We start from the raw sequence: 18,455 nt of genomic DNA, 5'->3' as shown, positions 1-18,455 counted from the left end.
CAGGCTGGACAGGGGACTTTCACCCCCGAGCTGCTGAGCATGCCCGGCACACATGCAAAAAGCCCCCGCAAGCGGAGGCTCTGTGACCATGCAATAAACTGTTTTAGAACAGTTTTTTCGCAGTGTTGTACCAATCTTCTTTGAATTTACTTTTCTTGTTCTCTGGCGCGATACAAACGGAGATTAATTCATGCACCATTTTCTCGTTCTGTATACCGACGCAGAAGCCGCCTTGGGTGAAATCATGATCCTGCAACAGCAGATCAACCGCATAAGACCCCATACGGGAAGCCAGAATACGGTCATAAGCCACTGGCGCACCGCCGCGTTGGATATGACCCAACACCGTGCCACGAGTTTCACGGCCAGTCTCTTTCTCGATGTATTTAGCCAGCGAATCAATATCATCCAACTTTTCAGTAATCGCCACGATAGCGTGCTTCTTACCTTTCGCGATGCCTGCTTTGATTTCAGCCACTAAATCTTCACGTTTAAATTCAACTTCAGGGATAGCGATAAACTCGCAGCCCCCGGCAATAGCAGCGGCCAAGGTCAAATCACCGCAATAGCGGCCCATCACTTCAACGATAGAGATGCGCTGATGTGAGGAAGAGGTATCACGCAGACGGTCAATCGCTTCAACCACAGTTTCCAGTGCGGTGAAGAAACCGATGGTGTAGTCAGTACCGGCCACATCGTTATCGATGGTGCCCGGTAAACCCACACAGTGAATACCACCCTCTTTGGTCAACAAATCTGCACCCGCATAAGAACCGTCACCGCCGATAACCACCAGGCCATCAATACCACGGTCTTCCATATTCTTAAGGGCAACTTTACGCACAGCTGGATCACGAAATTCAGGGAAACGCGCAGAACCGAGGAAAGTACCGCCGCGGTTAATCATATCTGACACGCTATAGCGATCCAGTTTCCTCATGCGATTTTCATGCAAGCCAAGGTAGCCATCTTCAATACCATAAACTTCCAATCCTGCTGACAAAGCAGCACGAACCACCCCACGAATGGCTGCGTTCATACCTGGCGCATCACCGCCGCTTGTTAGTACACCGATTTTCTTGACCATGACTACCTCTGAACTTGTAGATGCGATTTTTTAAAATTCGTTGTCTGCTGATTTATGTCTTGCACAGGTGAAGAGTACAGAAAATCAGCTTTATGAGCTTAATATCGGATATTATAGCAAAAAGACCAAGCTGAATTGATTCAAGTCATGCCATTTGGCGGTATTTTCTTCATAACCGAACCATAATGTCACCACAGTTTACTTATCATTAATTAAGCAATTATTAATTCAGTAATTATAGTTCCCAATGTGCATGACGCTCTTTCGGCACCACGGAACAGGGATCTTGATGGATAAGGACATCAGCACCGGGAAAACGGTGTAGCAATGCACGCTCAACTTGCTCAGCTAAAAGATGCGCCTCCATCAACGGCACCCTATCTTCCATCTCGAGGTGCAGCTGAATAAAGCGTGTCGGCCCCGACTGACGGGTACGCAGATCATGAGCGCCAATCACTCCCGGCCATGACATCACAATATTGATAATCTCCTGCCGCTCGTTATCAGGCAAGGCACGATCCAGTAAGGATTGCACCGCTTCATAGCCCATACGCAGCGCACTATAGAGAATATAAACCCCAATACCCAAGGCAAACAGAGCATCCGCACGATGAAAACCATACCAACTTAATGCCAACGCAATAAGAATAGCACCATTCATCATGACGTCAGATTGATAGTGCAACATATCAGCGCGAATCGCCTGACTGTGGGTTTTTCGTACCACCCAACGCTGAAAAGTGACTAATATCAGTGTACTGAATAGTGCAATTAACGTTACCCAGATACCGACGCCAAGATCTTGCAAGGGTTCCGGTGACGCTAAGTGCTGGAAACCAGTCAAAAACAGGAATAACGCCGAGCCGGAAATGAACATACTTTGCGCCAACGCCGCCAGTGATTCAGCTTTACCATGACCAAAAGTATGTTCTTCATCAGCAGGTTGCAGTGAGTAGCGCACCACGAAAAGGTTTGTCAGCGAGGCCGCGAGATCCACCAGCGAGTCAACTAACGCGGCCAATAGACTCACCGATCCGGTATGCCACCAGGCAAAAATTTTAATAATCAGTAAAATTGAGGCCAACACCGTCGCACTGAGCGCAGCAGCTTTAACCAGTCGCGCATATTGCGGGTCCATAACTCATTCCGAATAATATTCAGGGCTTATTAGTATATACCCTAAATAATTTGAGTTGCAGTCAGGTAACAAACGAGCACTTCAGGCGGCGGGAGTGACGCAAAAAAAAAGCCCTCCATCATGGAGGGCGAAAGACAGGGATGGTGTCTATGGCAAGGAAAACAGGGTATTACTTGGTACTACTTACTTCTGGGCAGAAGAGGGTTGTGCTGCTGGCGCCTGCTGCATTTTCTCAATGCGTTGCTGGTGCTTAGTATTTAAGGTGTTTTTTTGCTCTGGAGTGAGCAAGTTGTACATTTGGTTACGAACTTTGGCCATTTCGACCTGGCGTTCAACCTGGTCTTTGGACATCTTCTCGGCTTGCGCTCTTACCGCAGCTTCGTCGAATTTATCGGCAGTAACCAGCTTGTGCATTGCTTCATGGTCAGCAACATCAAGGCGAGGTTGACTTTGGCGAGACTGGCTCATCAAGTCACGCATTTGTTGACGCTGCTGGTCAGACAGTTGCAGACCATCAAACATGTTATGGTGACCACGGCCATCTTTCTTGTTCATCATCGCACCGTCACCATTACCGTGGCACCAGCCATCTGCGGCTTCGGTCTTATCGGCGGCGAAGGCGGCGTGAGAGCCGAGAACTAACATTGACGCCATGATTAACGTTGTTACTGTAGTTACTTTACGCATCATTTAACTCCTGGTTTCTATCTGCTAAGCGATTTACTGCTATGCGATTCATTGAGAAGCAGTCTATCGGCCCAGCTGCAAACATGCGTCAGTGGATGTAAAACTGGAGTCAGGGCATGTAAAGCTAAGTAAAGTCATGGAATAGCGGCAATTGTTAACGTATTTTGCGTCAAGAGGAGAAATAAACATGCATAAAATCCTATTAGTTGATGATGACCGTGAATTGACATCGCTGTTGAAAGAGTTGTTGGAAATGGAGGGCTTTAATGTTGTGGTTGCCTATGATGGCGAACAGGCGTTGAACCTGCTAGACAGCTCTATCGATTTGTTATTGCTTGATATTATGATGCCACGTAAGAACGGTATCGAAACACTGAAAGAGCTGCGTCAACACCACCAGACACCGGTGATTATGCTGACGGCCCGTGGCAGTGAATTGGATCGGGTGCTTGGTCTTGAGCTAGGCGCAGATGATTATCTGGCAAAACCCTTTAATGACCGCGAGCTAGTTGCACGTATCCGCGCCATTTTGCGTCGCTCTAACTGGAGCGAACAGCAACAAAATGTTGATCAAGGTGCCCCGATACTCGAAGTTGATTGCCTGCAATTGAATCCGGGCCGTCAGGAGGCCAGTTTTGAAGGCCAAGTGTTGGAATTAACCGGCACTGAATTTACTTTACTCTACCTGCTGGCCCAGCATCTCGGTCAGGTCGTCTCGCGGGAGCATCTTAGCCAGGAAGTTCTGGGGAAGCGGTTGACGCCTTTTGACCGCGCCATTGATATGCACATTTCAAACTTGCGCCGTAAGTTACCGGATCGCAAAGATGGGCTGCCGTGGTTTAAAACCCTACGCGGCCGCGGGTATCTGATGGTATCCGAAACATGATTAACAGTTTAACGACGCGAATTTTTGCTATTTTCTGGTTTACCTTAGCACTGGTATTGATGCTAGTGCTGATGGTGCCAAAGCTTGATTCGCGTCAAATGACCACCTTGCTCGACAGCGAACAGCGCCAGGGAACGATGCTGGAGCAACATATTGAAGCTGAGCTGGCCAGCGATCCTGCCAATGATCTCATGTGGTGGCGCAGGCTTTATCGCGCCATTGAGAAGTGGGCGCCACCGGGCCAGCACTTGGTGTTGGTGACCACCGAGGGCCGAGTCATTGGTGCCCAGCGCCACGAAATGCAAATGGTGCGTAATTTTATCGGCCAGTCAGATAACTCAGATCAGCCGAAAAAGAAAAAATATGGCCGCGTCGAGATGGTCGGCCCCTTCTCTATTCGTGATGGGGAAGATAACTATCAGCTCTATTTGCTGCGCCCTGCCAGCAGCCCACAATCTGATTTTATCAATTTGATGTTTGACCGCCCGCTGCTGCTCTTGATTGCCACCATGCTGATCAGTTCGCCGTTGCTACTGTGGCTAGCCTGGAGCCTGGCAAAACCAGCGCGTAAGCTGAAAAATGCCGCCGACGATGTCGCGCGAGGTAACCTGAAGCAGCACCCGGAGTTGGAATCCGGGCCGCAAGAGTTTCTGGCAACCGGTGCCAGTTTCAATCAGATGATCAGTGCGCTCGATCGAATGGTGGTGGCCCAACAACGGCTGATTTCTGATATCTCCCATGAGTTACGCACCCCGCTAACCCGCTTGCAGCTGGCTACTGCGCTGATGCGCCGCCGCCATGGTGAAGGGAAAGAGCTGGAGCGTATCGAAATGGAGGCGCAACGATTAGATAGCATGATCAATGATCTGCTGGTGCTATCTCGCAGTCAACACAAAAACGAGCTACATCGCGAGCCGATTAAAGCGAATGATTTATGGTCTGAGGTGCTGGAAGATGCCCAATTTGAGGCTGACCAAATGGGTAAAACGCTGGAGGTGACATCACCACCGGGGCCATGGACCTTATTTGGCAATCCGGCGGCCCTTGACAGTGCGCTAGAGAATATCGTACGTAATGCGCTGCGTTATTCCCATCACCACATTGCGGTGGCATTCAGCTCGGATAATCATGGTGTCACTATCATTGTTGATGATGATGGGCCAGGGGTCAGCGAAGATGACCGTGAGCAGATATTCCGCCCGTTCTATCGCACTGATGAAGCGCGAGATCGCGAATCAGGCGGGACTGGTTTGGGGCTGGCGATAGTTGAAACCGCCGTCAATCAGCATCGAGGTTGGGTGCGGGCAGAGGACAGTCCATTAGGTGGCCTGCGGCTGGTACTTTGGTTGCCGCTGCATCCTCTTAAAGCTTAAATGCCCCTCACACTTGAAGTGGCAGAGGTGTGAGCTGCCACGCCAATGGCTTGAGCATAAACCTTACTGCCCGATCATTTTGGATCGAGCAGTAAGGTGGCTATCACCGCCGCGCCCTCTTTTTCCAGTAACTGTTTCTTGCGTTCAACCCCCCAACGATAACCTGATAATGCACCATCCTGGCGAATGACCCGGTGGCAGGGAATAGCGACAGCCAATATATTGGCCGCACAAGCGCCAGCAACGGCACGCACGGCTTTTGGTGAACCAATCTTAGCGGCGACATCGGCATAACTGGCGGTTTCACCAACCGGGATCTCTCTCAGCGCCTGCCAAACCCGCTGCTGAAAAGCAGTACCCTGAATATCCAGCGGCAAATCAAGGCCGAGCCTGGGAGCCTCAACCAACCCCACCACCTGAGCGAACCACTGTTCAAACTCGGCATCACCACCGATTAACTCCGCCTGTGGAAATTTATCCTGCAACTGCTGCACCAGTGACGCGGGTGAGTCACCTAACAAAATAGCGCAGATGCCCAGCTCACTTTTCGCCATCAAAATCGCGCCAAGAGAGCTTTCACCAACGGCAAAGCGCAGCGTAACATCACGTCCACCGTGACGATAACGGGTCGGCGTCATCCCCAAGAGCTGATTGGATTGCGCATAAAATCGACCATTGGCATTATAGCCAGCATCAAAAATAGCGTCAGTCACCGAGCCTCCCCCTGCCAATTGAGCGCGGACACGCGCACTTCGCGTCGCATTGGCATACCCCTTGGGGGTCAGCCCGGTTATGGCCTTAAACAGCCGATGAAAATGAAAAGCGCTGAGATTTAGTTCAGCGGCCAGTTCAGCAAGCTTCAGCGGCACTTCCGCTTGCTCAATTAAGCGGCACGCTTGACTGATTTTTTCTGCATTCTGCAACACCAGCGGTAACTGAGTAGGCTGACAACGTTTACAAGGCCGATAGCCCGCTTGCTCGGCCGCATGATTATTGGCAAAGAATTCAATGTGTTCGGCTTTGGCCTGACGAGATGGGCAAGAGGGGCGACAATAGATACCAGTGGTTTTCACCGCATAAACGAACTGACCATCGGCAGTTTTATCGCGAGTCATAATGGCGGCCCAGCGTGGGTCCTGCGCGCTGCCGATCGATCCTTTAGCTGATGTCATGATAAATCCCCCATGAATATTGACTGTGCCGACCAGCATATAAAATAGCCGCAGCTCGCACTCTCCGCTCCTTGCTTTTAAATTTTTGTTTACGACACCGGCATCGGCAACCGCTGCACTGAGAGGGGGATTCTGATATCCTGCGCCCCTCATTATTGGGGGACATATGCTTAATATCGTTTTATTTGAACCCGAAATCCCGCCCAATACCGGTAATATCATCCGGTTATGTGCGAATACTGGCTGCCAACTTCATCTGATTAAGCCTTTGGGTTTCACCTGGGATGACAAACGCTTACGCCGAGCGGGCCTTGATTATCATGAGTTTGCCAGCATCAAGCATCACCATGATTACCAAGCTTTTTTGGACTGTGAACAACTCGATGGTGCGCAATCTGCCGGGGCAACACCCGCCCGCTTATTTGCCTTGACCACCAAAGGGACACCCGCCCACAGCGCCGTCAGCTATCAGGCTAATGATTACCTGCTGTTTGGCCCTGAAACCCGAGGTTTACCACCCAGGGTTCTGGATGCATTACCCGCTCAGCAGAAAATCAGAATTCCGATGCAAGCCGATAGCCGCAGCATGAATCTGTCCAATGCCGTGTCAGTGGTGGTATATGAGGCTTGGCGGCAGTTGGGTTATCCGGGTGCGTTACTGAAAGAGTAGCTGTTTTTGCCAAAAAGTATCTGTGGTTAGCTAGCAACCCAAATAGAAAGAAAGGTGTATATCCCAGAGGTTAATAACAAACCCAGCATCAAGCCGTGTGTGTGAAGGGATTACTGTTCCTAGGGGCGCTTCGGTCGCTTACGCGACTACGACCCCAACGGAACATTTCCCCTTCAAGCGACGTTGTCAGTAGTCTGATATCCAAAGTCATTGCCGTCGCAGCAAGGCAACTAGCACAGCGACAGTTTCAAGGACCAATGGGGTTAGATACCGTCGCCGTACTCAAAACCATGCCCAGCCCCATTGAAATGCTGATCCATATCCAACGAAGGTTTATCGCTTTCTGGTTTACCCACGATACGCGCCGGCACGCCAGCGGCGGTGGTATGTGCGGGGACGGATTGTAACACCACTGACCCAGCGCCAATTTTGGCACCACGCCCGACTTCAATATTCCCCAGAATTTTCGCGCCAGCACCAATCATCACACCTTCGCGGATCTTCGGATGGCGGTCACCACTGGTTTTACCAGTACCGCCAAGGGTAACGGATTGCAGGATGGAGACATCATTCTCAACGACGGCGGTTTCACCAATTACAATGCCGGTGGCGTGGTCTAGCATAATGCCACAACCAATGGTCGCCGCTGGGTGGATATCCACGCCAAAAGCGACAGACACTTGATTTTGCAGATAAATTGCCAGCGCTTTACGATCTTTTGCCCACAGCCAATGCCCGATACGGTATGCCTGTAACGCGTGGAAACCTTTAAGATACAACAGCGGCGTGGAATATTTATCAACAGCGGGGTCACGCAAGCGTACAGCCAAAATATCGCGAGCAGCGGAGACAATCATCTGTTCATCCGCGCGATAGGCATCTTCTACCACCTCACGAATGGCAATCGCAGGCATGATCGGATTAGCCAGTTTATTCGCCAGAATATAGCTCAGCGCACTGCCCAAATTTTCATGCTTCAATAATGTCGCGTGAAAAAAACTTGCCAGCATCGGTTCACACTCAGCCAGCGCTCTGGCTTCTGATTTAATGCTACTCCAGACCAGCTCTAACTCTTCTGACGACATTGCATACTCCTGCCCATAAACAGGTCACTTCGGGGAACGACCGAAGCAACTGATACCCTGACTCCCTGAGGCTACAGCCACAGTGACGTTGGATATATCGTTATTATTTTATTTCAGCCCTGAACTTATTGCAGGCAAATAACCTCATTGGCTAAATGCCGCTTTTTTCATCTTTTTTGGTTCGACCCAACAGAGTCAATGCCGCTTCACGGGCATTTTTGTGGCAATACAACACCTGATAAATCTGTTCGGTTATTGGCATCTCCACACCATGACGCTGTGCCAATGCCAGAACTTCCTTGGTGTTGCGGTAACCTTCAACCACTTGACCAATTTTGTCCTGTGCTTCTTGTACGCCTAATCCCTGACCCAGCATGATGCCAAATCGACGGTTACGGGATTGGTTATCGGTGCAGGTTAGCACCAAATCACCTAATCCTGCCATGCCCATAAAGGTGGAGGGATCCGCGCCCAATGCAGAACCCAAGCGTGTCATTTCAGCCAAACCACGGGTGATCAGCGCAGTACGGGCATTAGCACCAAAGCCAATACCATCGGACATCCCCGCACCAATCGCAATCACGTTTTTAACCGCGCCACCCAGCTGCACCCCGATAAAATCGGGATTGCTATACACCCGGAAACTTTTGCCACAATGCAACAGCTGTTGCAAATCTTCACTGAACTTCGCATCGGTTGAGGCCAGTGCAATCGCGGTCGGCAAACCGGCGGCCAGCTCTTTGGCAAAGGTGGGGCCAGAGACAACAGCTAGCGGGATGCTCTCACCCAACACTTCCCGCGCGACATCTTGTAGCAAGCGCCCGGTTTCGGCCTCAAGCCCTTTGGTTGCCCAGACAATACGCGCATCTTTGCGTAAATGCGGTTTCAACTGATGCAATACGGCCCCAAAAACATGGCTCGGCACGACGACCAACACATCACGGCTGGCTGCCAGCGCACGTGCCAGATCCGTCTCCAGCAGCAAAGTATCAGGGAAAGGGACATCGGGCAGGAAAGCCTGGTTACAGCGGTCTTGTTGCAGAAGCTGAATATGCTTAGGGTCATGACCCCATAACACAACTTGATGGCCATTACGCGCTAGCGTGATGGCTAATGCGGTGCCGTAAGATCCGGCACCGATGACAGTCATTGAAGCATGGGTGGTGTTCATCAGGCATCCTGACGTTGTTCAGCACCTTCGCCTTCAGCCTGCTGTTGCAGATAGTTCATGAACAGGGCATCAAAGTTAACCGGTGCCAGATTCAGCTGTGGGAAAGTACCGCGAGAAACCAGGCTGGTGATACATTCGCGAGCATACGGGAACAGAATGTTCGGGCAGTATGCACCTAAGCAATGGGCCAGTTGGGTGCCGTCGATACCTGCGATGGAGAAGATGCCGCCTTGCTGAACTTCACACAGGAATGCAGTTTCTTCGCCTAAAGAGGCAGTTACGGTAACACGCAGTACCACTTCATACACATCTTCAGCCAGCTGACTGGAAGCAGTATCAAGATCAAGTTTAACTTCTGGCTGCCAATCCTGCTGGAAAACCTGCGGAGCATTGGGTGCTTCGAAGGAGATATCCTTGGTGTAGATACGCTGGATCTGAAAAGCCATTTCGGTGTTGTTTTGTTCTGACATGTGTATAGATACCCTAAAGTTAGACGTCCTTATTAAACAGCACTGCCGCCGTGGGCTCTTTCAATTAATGACTGTGGCCCACTGACGAGTTAAAGCAGCGGGTCTAGCCCACCGCGCGCATCCAGGGCGTGTAAATCATCACAGCCACCGATATGCTGCCCATCAATAAATATCTGAGGCACCGTCGTCCGCCCGCTACGAGCAATCATCTCTTCACGTTTGGCCGGCTCATTATCAATTGCGATTTCATGGAAAGCGGCACCTTTACTGTTCAGCAGTGCCTTGGCACGGTGACAGAACGGGCAGGTTGCTTTGGTATAAATCTCAATTTTCGCCATGGATACACCTCAGTTAATTTTACAATTTATTGATATAGCAAATTTTGTATCGTAATTACTTGCCGCGCGCCAGTGGCAGATTCTCGCCACTCCAGCCGGAGATACCCTCTTTCAAGGTATAGACTCGTTCAAAACCGGCTTTATTCAGCAACTCAGCAGAAGCACGGGAGGTGGTTCCTGTGGCACAAACTACAATAATAGGCTGTGCTTTGTGCTTTTCCAACTCAGCCAGATTACCGTTTTTAATGTCGCTCGGAAGCAAATTAAGGGAACTGGCAATATGGCCTTTGCGATAGTCATCACGTGTGCGGACATCAACCACAACCGCATCTTCTTTGTTAATCAGACGCGTAGCTTCACCACGGGTGATCTCTTTCACTTTGGAGAGAGAACTTTTGAAGGTGGTGAAAATTACGGCGACGAGTAACGCCACCCAGGCCAGACTCAAAACTGGATGCTGGCTAATGAATTGCATAATCTCTTGCAACATGGGGGTAAAAACTCCCGTTAGTTAGGGGATAATATTCAAGGCCACAGAGTATACCTGCGCGATGCGGCAAATACAGCCAATATGCAAGCGCTATTGCAGAAACTGCGAACAGTCTCGGGAAGTTTTGTTGCCTAAATAGTGATTTTCACGCAAAACCCCACCCCAATGTTGATCTCTTTGGGCTATTTTTAACCGGTTTTATAGTAAATTACCGTCTTTCTACATATATCCCCAATAGCTACATATATACCCAATAGAACAAGAAAGAGGTTATGCAATGTCGAGCACTAAAAAACCACTGGTTCTGACTATTCTGGATGGCTACGGTCACCGCGAAGAACAGCAGGATAATGCCATTCTGAATGCCAAAACGCCGGTTATGGACCGTTTATGGCAGCAACAACCTCACACATTGATCGCCGCCTCAGGTCTGGATGTCGGCCTGCCCGATGGTCAAATGGGTAACTCTGAAGTGGGTCACGTCAATCTGGGCGCTGGCCGTATTGTCTATCAGGACTTGACCCGCCTCGACAAAGAGATCAAAGAGGGTGACTTTTTCACCAACCTGACCCTGACCGCCGCCATTGATAAAGCGGTTAAAGCAGGCAAAGCGGTTCATATCATGGGCCTGCTCTCTGCCGGCGGCGTTCATAGCCACGAAGACCACATTCTTGCCATGGTTGAGTTAGCCGCCAAACGCGGTGCGACCGCCATTTATCTGCATGCTTTCCTTGATGGCCGTGACACCCCGCCGCGTAGTGCTGAGTCTTCGCTGAAACGATTCACTGAGCGGTTTGCAGCATTGGGTAAAGGTCGCATCGCGTCGATTATTGGCCGTTACTACGCCATGGACCGTGATAACCGCTGGGATCGTGTGCAACTGGCCTACGATTTGATGACGCAAGCAAAAGGCGAGTTCACCGCAGATAACGCCGTCGCTGGCCTGCAAGCCGCCTACGCCCGCAATGAAAATGATGAATTTGTTAAGCCGACCGTGATTCAAGCGGCAGGTGAAGCTGATGCCGCCATGAACGATGGCGATGCATTAATCTTCATGAATTTCCGAGCTGACCGCGCCCGTCAAATTACCCGTGCCTTTGTTAACGCCGATTTCGACGGCTTCAAACGCGATAAAGTGGTTAACTTCGGCGATTTCGTCATGTTGACTGAGTATGCTGCGGACATCAAAGTCGCCTGCGCTTACCCACCAGCATCACTGGAGAATACCTTCGGTGAGTGGTTGATGAAGCATGACAAAACTCAGTTGCGCATTTCTGAAACTGAGAAATATGCTCACGTGACTTTCTTCTATAACGGCGGCGTTGAAGAGCCGTTTAAAGGTGAAGACCGCATTTTGATTAACTCGCCGAAAGTGGCGACTTATGACCTGCAACCTGAAATGAGTTCAGCAGAACTGACTGAAAAACTGGTCACGGCTATCGCCAGTGGCAAATATGATGTGATCATTTGTAACTATCCAAATGGCGATATGGTCGGCCATACTGGTGATTATGATGCCGCAGTGAAAGCAGTAGAAACACTGGATAATTGCATTGAGCAAGTGGTTGCTGCGGTAAAAGCCGCTGACGGTCAATTGCTGATCACCGCTGACCACGGCAACGCTGAGCAGATGCGCGACCCGGCAACTGGCCAGGCACACACTGCCCATACCAGCCTGCCTGTGCCACTGATTTACGTCGGCAATAAGGGGGTTAAAGCGGTTGAAGGCGGCAAACTTTCTGATATCGCGCCAACCATGCTGTCACTGATGGAAATGGAAATCCCGCAAGAGATGACTGGTAAGCCGCTGTTCATCGTGGAATAATCCTTCGTTATGAAGGAAAAAGCGACATTCACGATATCAATGGCCCTAGCCGACGTTATTACTGGCAGCAAAGAGTCAATTTCTCTGTTGCCAAATAAGTTTGTGCGTCGTCCGTGGTCAGCACTGTACGCCAGCGTTTTTTGCGCTGGCGTATTGCTATTGCCATTATCCGTCAGTGCTGCTGATGCCCCTGCGACCGCGAAAACAGCAGAGAACAAAAATCAGCTGAAAACATTGCAGCAGGATATCGCCGAGAAAGAAAAGAGTGTTCAGCAACAAAAACAGCAACGCAGTTCATTGCTGGATCAGTTGAAACAGCAGGAGAATACCATTGCTCAGGCCAGTCGTAGCCTGCGTGATACCCAAGGTACTCTGTCTACGCTAGACAAAGAGATCGCCAGTCTCACCGCGTCAATTGCCAAGTTGCAAAGCCAGCAATCTCAGCAACAAAATATACTGTCTAAACAACTTGATGCCGCCTTTAAGCAAGGCCAGCACAGTGGTTTACAGCTTATTTTAAGTGGTGAAGAGAGTCAGCGTAGTGAGCGTATTTTAGCCTATTTCAGTTATCTCAATGAAGCCCGGCAAAAATCCATTGAGGAGCTGAAACAGACCCGCGCGGATCTCTCCGCTGAGAAAAAGACGCTAGAACAGAAGCAAAATCAGCAAAAATCGCTGCTAGATGAACAAAAAAACCAGCAACAGAAGCTGGAACAGGCGCGGATTGCGCGCAAGAAAACCCTAACCTCACTGGAAGCTTCGCTGGAAAAAGATCAGCAGGGCCTGGCGGAGTTAAAACTGAACGAATCACGTTTGCGCGATCAGATAGCCAAAGCAGAGCGGGAAGCCAAAGCCCGTGCTGAGCGGGAAGCGAAAGAAGCCGCCCGCGTACGTGAACAGGTGAAAGCCAAAGAGCAACAAGCTAAGAAAACCGGCTCGAGCTATAAGCCGAGTGAAAGTGAGCGCTCATTAATGGCGCGAACCGGTGGCCTCGGTCGCCCAGATGGTCAAGCTGTCTGGCCAGTACGAGGTAACGTGACCCATCGCTTCGGTGAATCCTTGCAAGGGGAACTTCGCTGGAAAGGTATGGTTATCTCCGCGCCAGAAGGCAGCGAAGTCAAAGCGATAGCCGATGGACGAGTACTGCTGGCAGACTGGCTACAAGGCTATGGGCTGGTCGTGGTGGTCGAACACGGCAAAGGGGATATGAGTCTATACGGCTACAACCAGAGTGCGCTGGTCAATGTCGGTGCTCAAGTGAAAGCCGGTCAGCCGATAGCACTTGTTGGCACCAGCGGCGGCCAGGGTGAGCCATCACTCTATTTCGAAATTCGCCGTCAGGGACAAGCAGTTAACCCACAACCTTGGTTAGGAAGATAGAGAACAACATTAGGGAGCACCACCTATTGCGCTATTTCAACGCACATCTATTTATCATCGTCAGCACCCTAGTGATCGCCAACGCCGCACAGGCGGGCAAACTTTCAATCGTGATTGATGACTTTGGTTATCGCCCCCAGAATGAAAACAAGGTGTTGCAGATGCCGCTGCCTATTTCAGTCGCCATCCTGCCTAATGCCCCCTACGCCCGAGAGATGGCGGTCAAAGCCCATAACCAAGGGCGTGAAATCCTGATTCATCTGCCAATGGCCCCCCTGAGCAAACAGCCATTGGAGCGCGATACATTGCAGCCATCAATGAGTAGCGAAGAGATCCAGCGCATCATCCGCCAGGCGGTGAATAACGTTCCTTATGCGAAAGGGATGAATAACCATATGGGCAGCGCGATGACCTCCAGTTTGCCGGGTATGCAGAGAGTGATGCAGGCGCTGGAACACTACCAGCTCTATTTTCTCGACAGCGTGACCATCGGCAATAGTCAAGCCAGCAAAGCCGCCGAAGGCACTGGCGTCAAAGTGATTAAGCGCAAAGTCTTTTTGGATGACTCACAAGATGAAGCTGCGATCCGCCAGCAGTTTAACCGTGCAGTAGAACTGGCGCGCCGAAATGGCTCTGCCATTGCTATCGGGCATCCGCATCCAGCGACCATTAAAGTGCTGCAACAAATGTTGCCTCAATTGCCGTCTGACATTGTATTGGTCAGACCTAGCGCACTGCTGAATGAACCGGTAAACAATAATAGTGGCAGTGGCACTGCCTCACCGGGCAAGTCAAAACCGCGTGAACCAGCGAAAAACAATCGCCTGAAAGCCATCAAGCAATGCAGTGCGAAAGCCAGCTATGTGCCAGAGAAAATCTACGCCGGCAGGATGTTTAGCGTCATTGGCGAGAGCCTGATGCAAAGCCCGGCAGTAAGCTTTATTCAGCGCTATTTTACCTCGTCAGTACCCATCGCGCCGATTGATGAACCAAAAGTAGATGCACCAAAAATAGATATTCCAAAAGTGGAGAAGCCAAAAACGGATAACCCGTAATTGGCTAATAAAAAGCGGGCAGTCATCATCTAACTGCCCGCTTTTAACTCTGCGACTTCAAGCATGAAGGGTAATACCCAAAGTCATTGGAGTTACAGGTAGGCGGCCAGCAAACTCATCCCGACGAGCTTACACAAGTAAGTGATTCGGGTTAGTGCGCGCAAGCCAACACCCCTGTAACTTCAAGGCCGAAGGGTATTTTAGTCCCAGCTTAATACTACCTTGCCCGACTTCCCTGAACGCATCGCATCAAAGCCCTCCTGGAACTCATCAATGGAGAAACGGTGAGTGATGATCGGAGTTAAATCCAGGCCGGATTGAATCAATGCCGCCATTTTGTACCAGGTTTCGAACATCTCGCGGCCATAAATCCCTTTGATAAACAGCCCCTTGAATATCACCTGATTCCAGTCGATCGACATATCAGAAGGCGGTATTCCCAGCATTGCAATACGCCCGCCGTGATTCATTGAGTTAAGCAATGAACGAAATGCAGGCGGTGCACCTGACATCTCCAGGCCCACATCAAAACCTTCTGTCATGCCCAGCTCAGCCATCACGTCATTCAGGTTCTCTTTGCTGACGTTAACCGCGCGCGTTACCCCCATTTTGCGCGCCAAATCCAAGCGGTACTCATTCACGTCAGTGATAACGACATGGCGAGCGCCCACATGCTTACAGACAGCAGCAGCCATGATACCAATCGGGCCTGCGCCAGAAACCAATACGTCTTCACCCACTAAATCAAAGGATAACGCGGTATGCACGGCATTGCCGAAGGGGTCAAAAATAGCGGCTAACTCATCGGAAATATTGTCTGGGATCTTGAACGCATTAAAGGCTGGGATCACCAGTAACTCAGCAAAAGAGCCGGGACGATTCACGCCGACACCCACCGTGTTGCGGCACAGATGAGTACGACCACCACGACAGTTACGGCAATGCCCGCAGGTGATATGGCCTTCGCCAGACACCCGGTCACCAATATTAAAGCCTTTCACTTCCTGACCAATGGCGACCACTTCACCCACATACTCATGGCCGACCACCATAGGCACCGGGATGGTTTTTTGCGACCATTCATCCCAGTTATAGATATGCACATCAGTACCACAGATAGCGGTTTTGCGAATTTTGATCATGATGTCGTTGTGGCCCAGCTCTGGCTGCGGCACATCGGTCATCCAAATACCCTCTTCTGCTTTTAGCTTGGACAGTGCTTTCATGACATTCCTTACGCAATAACGTTAAGTTGCTTACCAATACGCACAAAGGCTTCGATAGCCCGCTCGACCTGCTCTGTCGTGTGGTCTGCCGACATCTGGGTGCGGATGCGAGCCTGACCTTTTGGTACCACCGGATAGAAGAAACCGGTGACGTAAATACCCTCTTTCAGCAGCGCGTTGGCAAATTCTTGCGCCAATGTCGCGTCACCCAGCATCACTGGGATAATAGCGTGGTCAGCACCGGCCAAGGTGAAACCGGCGGCACTCATTTTCTCGCGGAATAAGCGGGCATTCGCCCATAGACGATCGCGCAGTTCAGCACCATCCTCCAATAACGATAACACTTCAATTGAAGCTGCAACAATTGCTGGCGCTAATGAGTTTGAGAACAGATAGGGCCGCGAACGCTGGCGCAACCACTCAACCACCTCTTTACTACCAGCGGTGTAACCACCTGATGCTCCGCCCAGCGCCTTACCCAAAGTACCAGTGATAATATCAACGCGGCCCATCACTTCGCAGTATTCATGCGTACCACGGCCATTAGCACCGACAAAGCCCACCGCATGGGAGTCATCGACCATCACCAATGCCTGATATTCATCTGCCAAATCACAGACGCCTTTCAGATTGGCGATCACCCCGTCCATGGAGAACACGCCGTCAGTGGCGATCATAATATGGCGCGCGCCCTCCGCTTTGGCTTGTTTTAGCTGTGCTTCCAGCTCGCTCATGTCATTGTTGGCATAGCGGTAGCGCTTGGCTTTACATAACCGCACTCCATCAATGATGGAAGCGTGATTCAGCGCATCAGAAATAATGGCATCTTCTGGCCCCAGTAAGGTTTCGAACAAACCACCATTGGCATCAAAGCAAGAGGAGTAGAGAATGGCATCTTCCATGCCGAGGAAACTGGCGAGCTTCTGTTCAAGCTGTTTGTGTGTGTCTTGAGTGCCGCAGATAAAGCGCACTGAGGCCATGCCAAAGCCATGAGTATCCATGCCTTTTTTCGCCGCCGCAATCAGCCGCGGGTGGTTTGCCAGGCCCAAATAGTTATTGGCGCAGAAATTAATTACGCGATTCCCATCAGCGACAGAAATATCGGCTTGCTGGGCAGAAGTGATGATCCGTTCATTTTTATACAACCCTTCAGCACGGGTAGTTTTGAGTTGTTGTTCTAGTTGCTGATAAAACGGGTTTCTCTCACGAGGCAGGGACATTGGGTTATCTCCAGAATGGGCAGTTTCGCCTGACATTTTACTGCCTGACGAGTGAACTGACGAGTAACCTTGTCTTATATTGCAAAAAATGCAGCACATATCACGGTGAACAATCCTAAAGCAGCATAGAAAACGAGAGATTATCCCCCTTCCGGCTGTGCGCTATCCGATGAAATGTTATGATAACGCCAACGAACGTGTCGGGTATTGTACCCGACCAGGCAAATTAACAAGGGTGAACCTGATGATTATCGTCACTGGTGGTGCCGGCTTCATTGGCAGCAATATTGTTAAGGCACTGAATAATATCGGTTATAAGGATATTCTGGTCGTAGATAACCTGAAAGACGGCACTAAATTCGTCAATCTGGTTGATCTGGATATCGCGGATTACATGGATAAAGAAGATTTTGTTGCCAGTATTGTTGCCGGTGACGATATGGGTGACATTGACGCGATTTTCCACGAAGGTGCCTGCTCTTCCACCACCGAGTGGGATGGCAAGTATATGATGGATAACAACTATCAGTATTCAAAAGATATCTTGCACTTCTGCCTGGATCGCGGCATTCCATTCTTGTACGCCTCTTCTGCGGCCACTTACGGCGGGCGCACTGATAATTTCATCGAAGATCGTCAGTACGAACAACCCCTTAACGTTTACGGTTATTCCAAATTCTTATTCGATCAGTATGTGCGCGAGATCTTGCCGCAAGCTGATTCGCAGATTTGTGGATTCCGTTACTTCAACGTTTATGGTCCACGTGAAGGCCATAAAGGCAGCATGGCGAGCGTTGCTTTTCACCTGAATAACCAGATTAATGCAGGTGAAAATCCTAAGTTGTTCTCTGGCAGTGAAAACTTCAAACGCGATTTCATCTATGTGTGTGATGTGGCTGACGTGAATCTGTGGTTCTGGCAAAACGGTGTATCCGGTATTTTCAACTGCGGTACGGGTCGTGCTGAATCTTTCCAGGCTGTCGCCGATGCGGTGGTGGATTTCCATCAAAGCGGGCCTGTGGAATACATTGAATTCCCAGAAAAACTGAAAGGCCGCTATCAGGCATACACGCAAGCTGATCTCACTAATTTGCGTGCCGCCGGTTATGACAAGCCGTTCAAAACCGTCGCTGAAGGCGTCAAAGAATATCTGGCGTGGCTCAATCGCCCGATCTAAATTAC

18 protein-coding genes are annotated in these 18,455 nt (G+C 50.3%); 7 read left to right on the top strand and 11 right to left on the bottom strand.

Annotated features, from left to right (window positions below):
- Positions 1 to 103 precede the first annotated feature (103 nt).
- The 3 genes from pfkA to cpxP all read right to left on the bottom strand — a co-directional run bounded on the left by pfkA (position 104) and on the right by cpxP (position 2,912).
- Complete coding sequence (pfkA, locus tag AACW11_RS12840) at positions 104 to 1,087, bottom strand: 6-phosphofructokinase (RefSeq protein WP_005273621.1); 984 nt, start codon at positions 1,085 to 1,087, stop codon at positions 104 to 106.
- Between the two features lie 235 nt (positions 1,088 to 1,322).
- Entirely contained in the window at positions 1,323 to 2,225 is a 903-nt protein-coding gene (gene fieF, locus AACW11_RS12835) for a CDF family cation-efflux transporter FieF (RefSeq protein ID WP_212586883.1), read from the bottom strand.
- Positions 2,226 to 2,408: 183 nt separating this feature from the next.
- Positions 2,409 to 2,912 carry a cell-envelope stress modulator CpxP gene (cpxP, locus tag AACW11_RS12830; RefSeq protein WP_212586887.1) on the bottom strand — a complete coding sequence of 168 codons (504 nt, stop codon included), beginning with the start codon at positions 2,910 to 2,912 and terminating at the stop codon, positions 2,409 to 2,411.
- A 187-nt stretch (positions 2,913 to 3,099) separates the two neighbouring features.
- Here cpxP and cpxR point away from each other — a divergent pair, with 187 nt between their 5' ends.
- Complete coding sequence (cpxR, locus tag AACW11_RS12825) at positions 3,100 to 3,798, top strand: envelope stress response regulator transcription factor CpxR (protein ID WP_212586882.1); 699 nt, start codon at positions 3,100 to 3,102, stop codon at positions 3,796 to 3,798.
- Entirely contained in the window at positions 3,795 to 5,171 is a 1,377-nt protein-coding gene (cpxA, locus tag AACW11_RS12820; protein WP_212586881.1) for an envelope stress sensor histidine kinase CpxA, read from the top strand. The genes cpxR and cpxA overlap by 4 nt, the downstream gene beginning before the upstream one ends.
- Positions 5,172 to 5,245: 74 nt before the next feature.
- Here the strand turns inward: cpxA and ada are convergent, their stop codons facing one another.
- Entirely contained in the window at positions 5,246 to 6,343 is a 1,098-nt protein-coding gene (gene ada, locus AACW11_RS12815) for a bifunctional DNA-binding transcriptional regulator/O6-methylguanine-DNA methyltransferase Ada (RefSeq protein ID WP_249192952.1), read from the bottom strand.
- A gap of 166 nt (positions 6,344 to 6,509) precedes the next feature.
- Here ada and trmL point away from each other — a divergent pair, with 166 nt between their 5' ends.
- A complete protein-coding gene (gene trmL / locus AACW11_RS12810) occupies positions 6,510 to 7,013 on the top strand; it encodes a tRNA (uridine(34)/cytosine(34)/5-carboxymethylaminomethyluridine(34)-2'-O)-methyltransferase TrmL (RefSeq protein WP_212586880.1) in 504 nt (167 codons plus the stop codon).
- 263 nt (positions 7,014 to 7,276) lie between these two features.
- Here trmL and cysE read toward each other — a convergent pair whose 3' ends face one another.
- The 5 genes from cysE to AACW11_RS12785 all read right to left on the bottom strand — a co-directional run bounded on the left by cysE (position 7,277) and on the right by AACW11_RS12785 (position 10,567).
- Positions 7,277 to 8,098: a serine O-acetyltransferase gene (gene cysE / locus AACW11_RS12805; RefSeq protein WP_005273637.1), complete on the bottom strand. Its 822-nt coding sequence runs from the start codon at positions 8,096 to 8,098 to the stop codon at positions 7,277 to 7,279.
- Between the two features lie 151 nt (positions 8,099 to 8,249).
- Positions 8,250 to 9,269 carry an NAD(P)H-dependent glycerol-3-phosphate dehydrogenase gene (gene gpsA, locus AACW11_RS12800; RefSeq protein ID WP_212586879.1) on the bottom strand — a complete coding sequence of 340 codons (1,020 nt, stop codon included), beginning with the start codon at positions 9,267 to 9,269 and terminating at the stop codon, positions 8,250 to 8,252.
- Positions 9,269 to 9,739: a protein-export chaperone SecB gene (gene secB / locus AACW11_RS12795; RefSeq protein WP_005164715.1), complete on the bottom strand. Its 471-nt coding sequence runs from the start codon at positions 9,737 to 9,739 to the stop codon at positions 9,269 to 9,271. Before secB ends, gpsA begins: the two co-directional genes overlap by 1 nt.
- 89 nt (positions 9,740 to 9,828) lie before the next feature.
- Positions 9,829 to 10,077, bottom strand: a complete 249-nt coding sequence (gene grxC / locus AACW11_RS12790) for a glutaredoxin 3 (RefSeq protein ID WP_005273645.1) — start codon at positions 10,075 to 10,077, stop codon at positions 9,829 to 9,831.
- A gap of 55 nt (positions 10,078 to 10,132) precedes the next feature.
- Positions 10,133 to 10,567 (bottom strand): rhodanese-like domain-containing protein, encoded by a 435-nt coding sequence (locus AACW11_RS12785; RefSeq protein WP_005273648.1) that lies wholly within the window; start codon positions 10,565 to 10,567, stop codon positions 10,133 to 10,135.
- A 277-nt stretch (positions 10,568 to 10,844) separates the two neighbouring features.
- Here AACW11_RS12785 and gpmM point away from each other — a divergent pair, with 277 nt between their 5' ends.
- Genes gpmM through AACW11_RS12770 form a run of 3 tightly spaced genes read left to right on the top strand, consistent with a single transcriptional unit; the run spans position 10,845 to position 14,827 of the window.
- Positions 10,845 to 12,392 (top strand): 2,3-bisphosphoglycerate-independent phosphoglycerate mutase, encoded by a 1,548-nt coding sequence (gene gpmM / locus AACW11_RS12780; protein WP_212586878.1) that lies wholly within the window; start codon positions 10,845 to 10,847, stop codon positions 12,390 to 12,392.
- 9 nt (positions 12,393 to 12,401) lie between these two features.
- On the top strand, positions 12,402 to 13,772 hold the full coding sequence (gene envC / locus AACW11_RS12775) for a murein hydrolase activator EnvC (RefSeq protein WP_212586877.1): 1,371 nt from the start codon (positions 12,402 to 12,404) through the stop codon (positions 13,770 to 13,772).
- Positions 13,773 to 13,798: 26 nt separating this feature from the next.
- A complete protein-coding gene (locus AACW11_RS12770; protein WP_212586876.1) occupies positions 13,799 to 14,827 on the top strand; it encodes a divergent polysaccharide deacetylase family protein in 1,029 nt (342 codons plus the stop codon).
- A 200-nt stretch (positions 14,828 to 15,027) separates the two neighbouring features.
- Here AACW11_RS12770 and tdh read toward each other — a convergent pair whose 3' ends face one another.
- Both tdh and kbl read right to left on the bottom strand, forming a co-directional pair.
- Positions 15,028 to 16,053, bottom strand: coding sequence for an L-threonine 3-dehydrogenase (tdh, locus tag AACW11_RS12765; protein ID WP_212586875.1), 1,026 nt, complete (start codon positions 16,051 to 16,053; stop codon positions 15,028 to 15,030).
- 8 nt (positions 16,054 to 16,061) lie between these two features.
- The gene (gene kbl / locus AACW11_RS12760) at positions 16,062 to 17,273 is read right to left on the bottom strand and encodes a glycine C-acetyltransferase (protein WP_138775928.1); all 1,212 of its coding nucleotides are present in this window, start codon (positions 17,271 to 17,273) and stop codon (positions 16,062 to 16,064) included.
- Between the two features lie 244 nt (positions 17,274 to 17,517).
- Between kbl and rfaD the strand changes: the two genes are divergently transcribed.
- Positions 17,518 to 18,450, top strand: coding sequence for an ADP-glyceromanno-heptose 6-epimerase (gene rfaD / locus AACW11_RS12755; protein ID WP_212586874.1), 933 nt, complete (start codon positions 17,518 to 17,520; stop codon positions 18,448 to 18,450).
- Positions 18,451 to 18,455 lie beyond the last annotated feature (5 nt).

The sequence above is a fragment of the Yersinia sp. Marseille-Q3913 genome, assembly GCF_963892745.1.
Taxonomy (GTDB): domain Bacteria; phylum Pseudomonadota; class Gammaproteobacteria; order Enterobacterales; family Enterobacteriaceae; genus Yersinia; species Yersinia bercovieri.
This window is presented reverse-complemented; position numbering and strand designations above follow the sequence as displayed.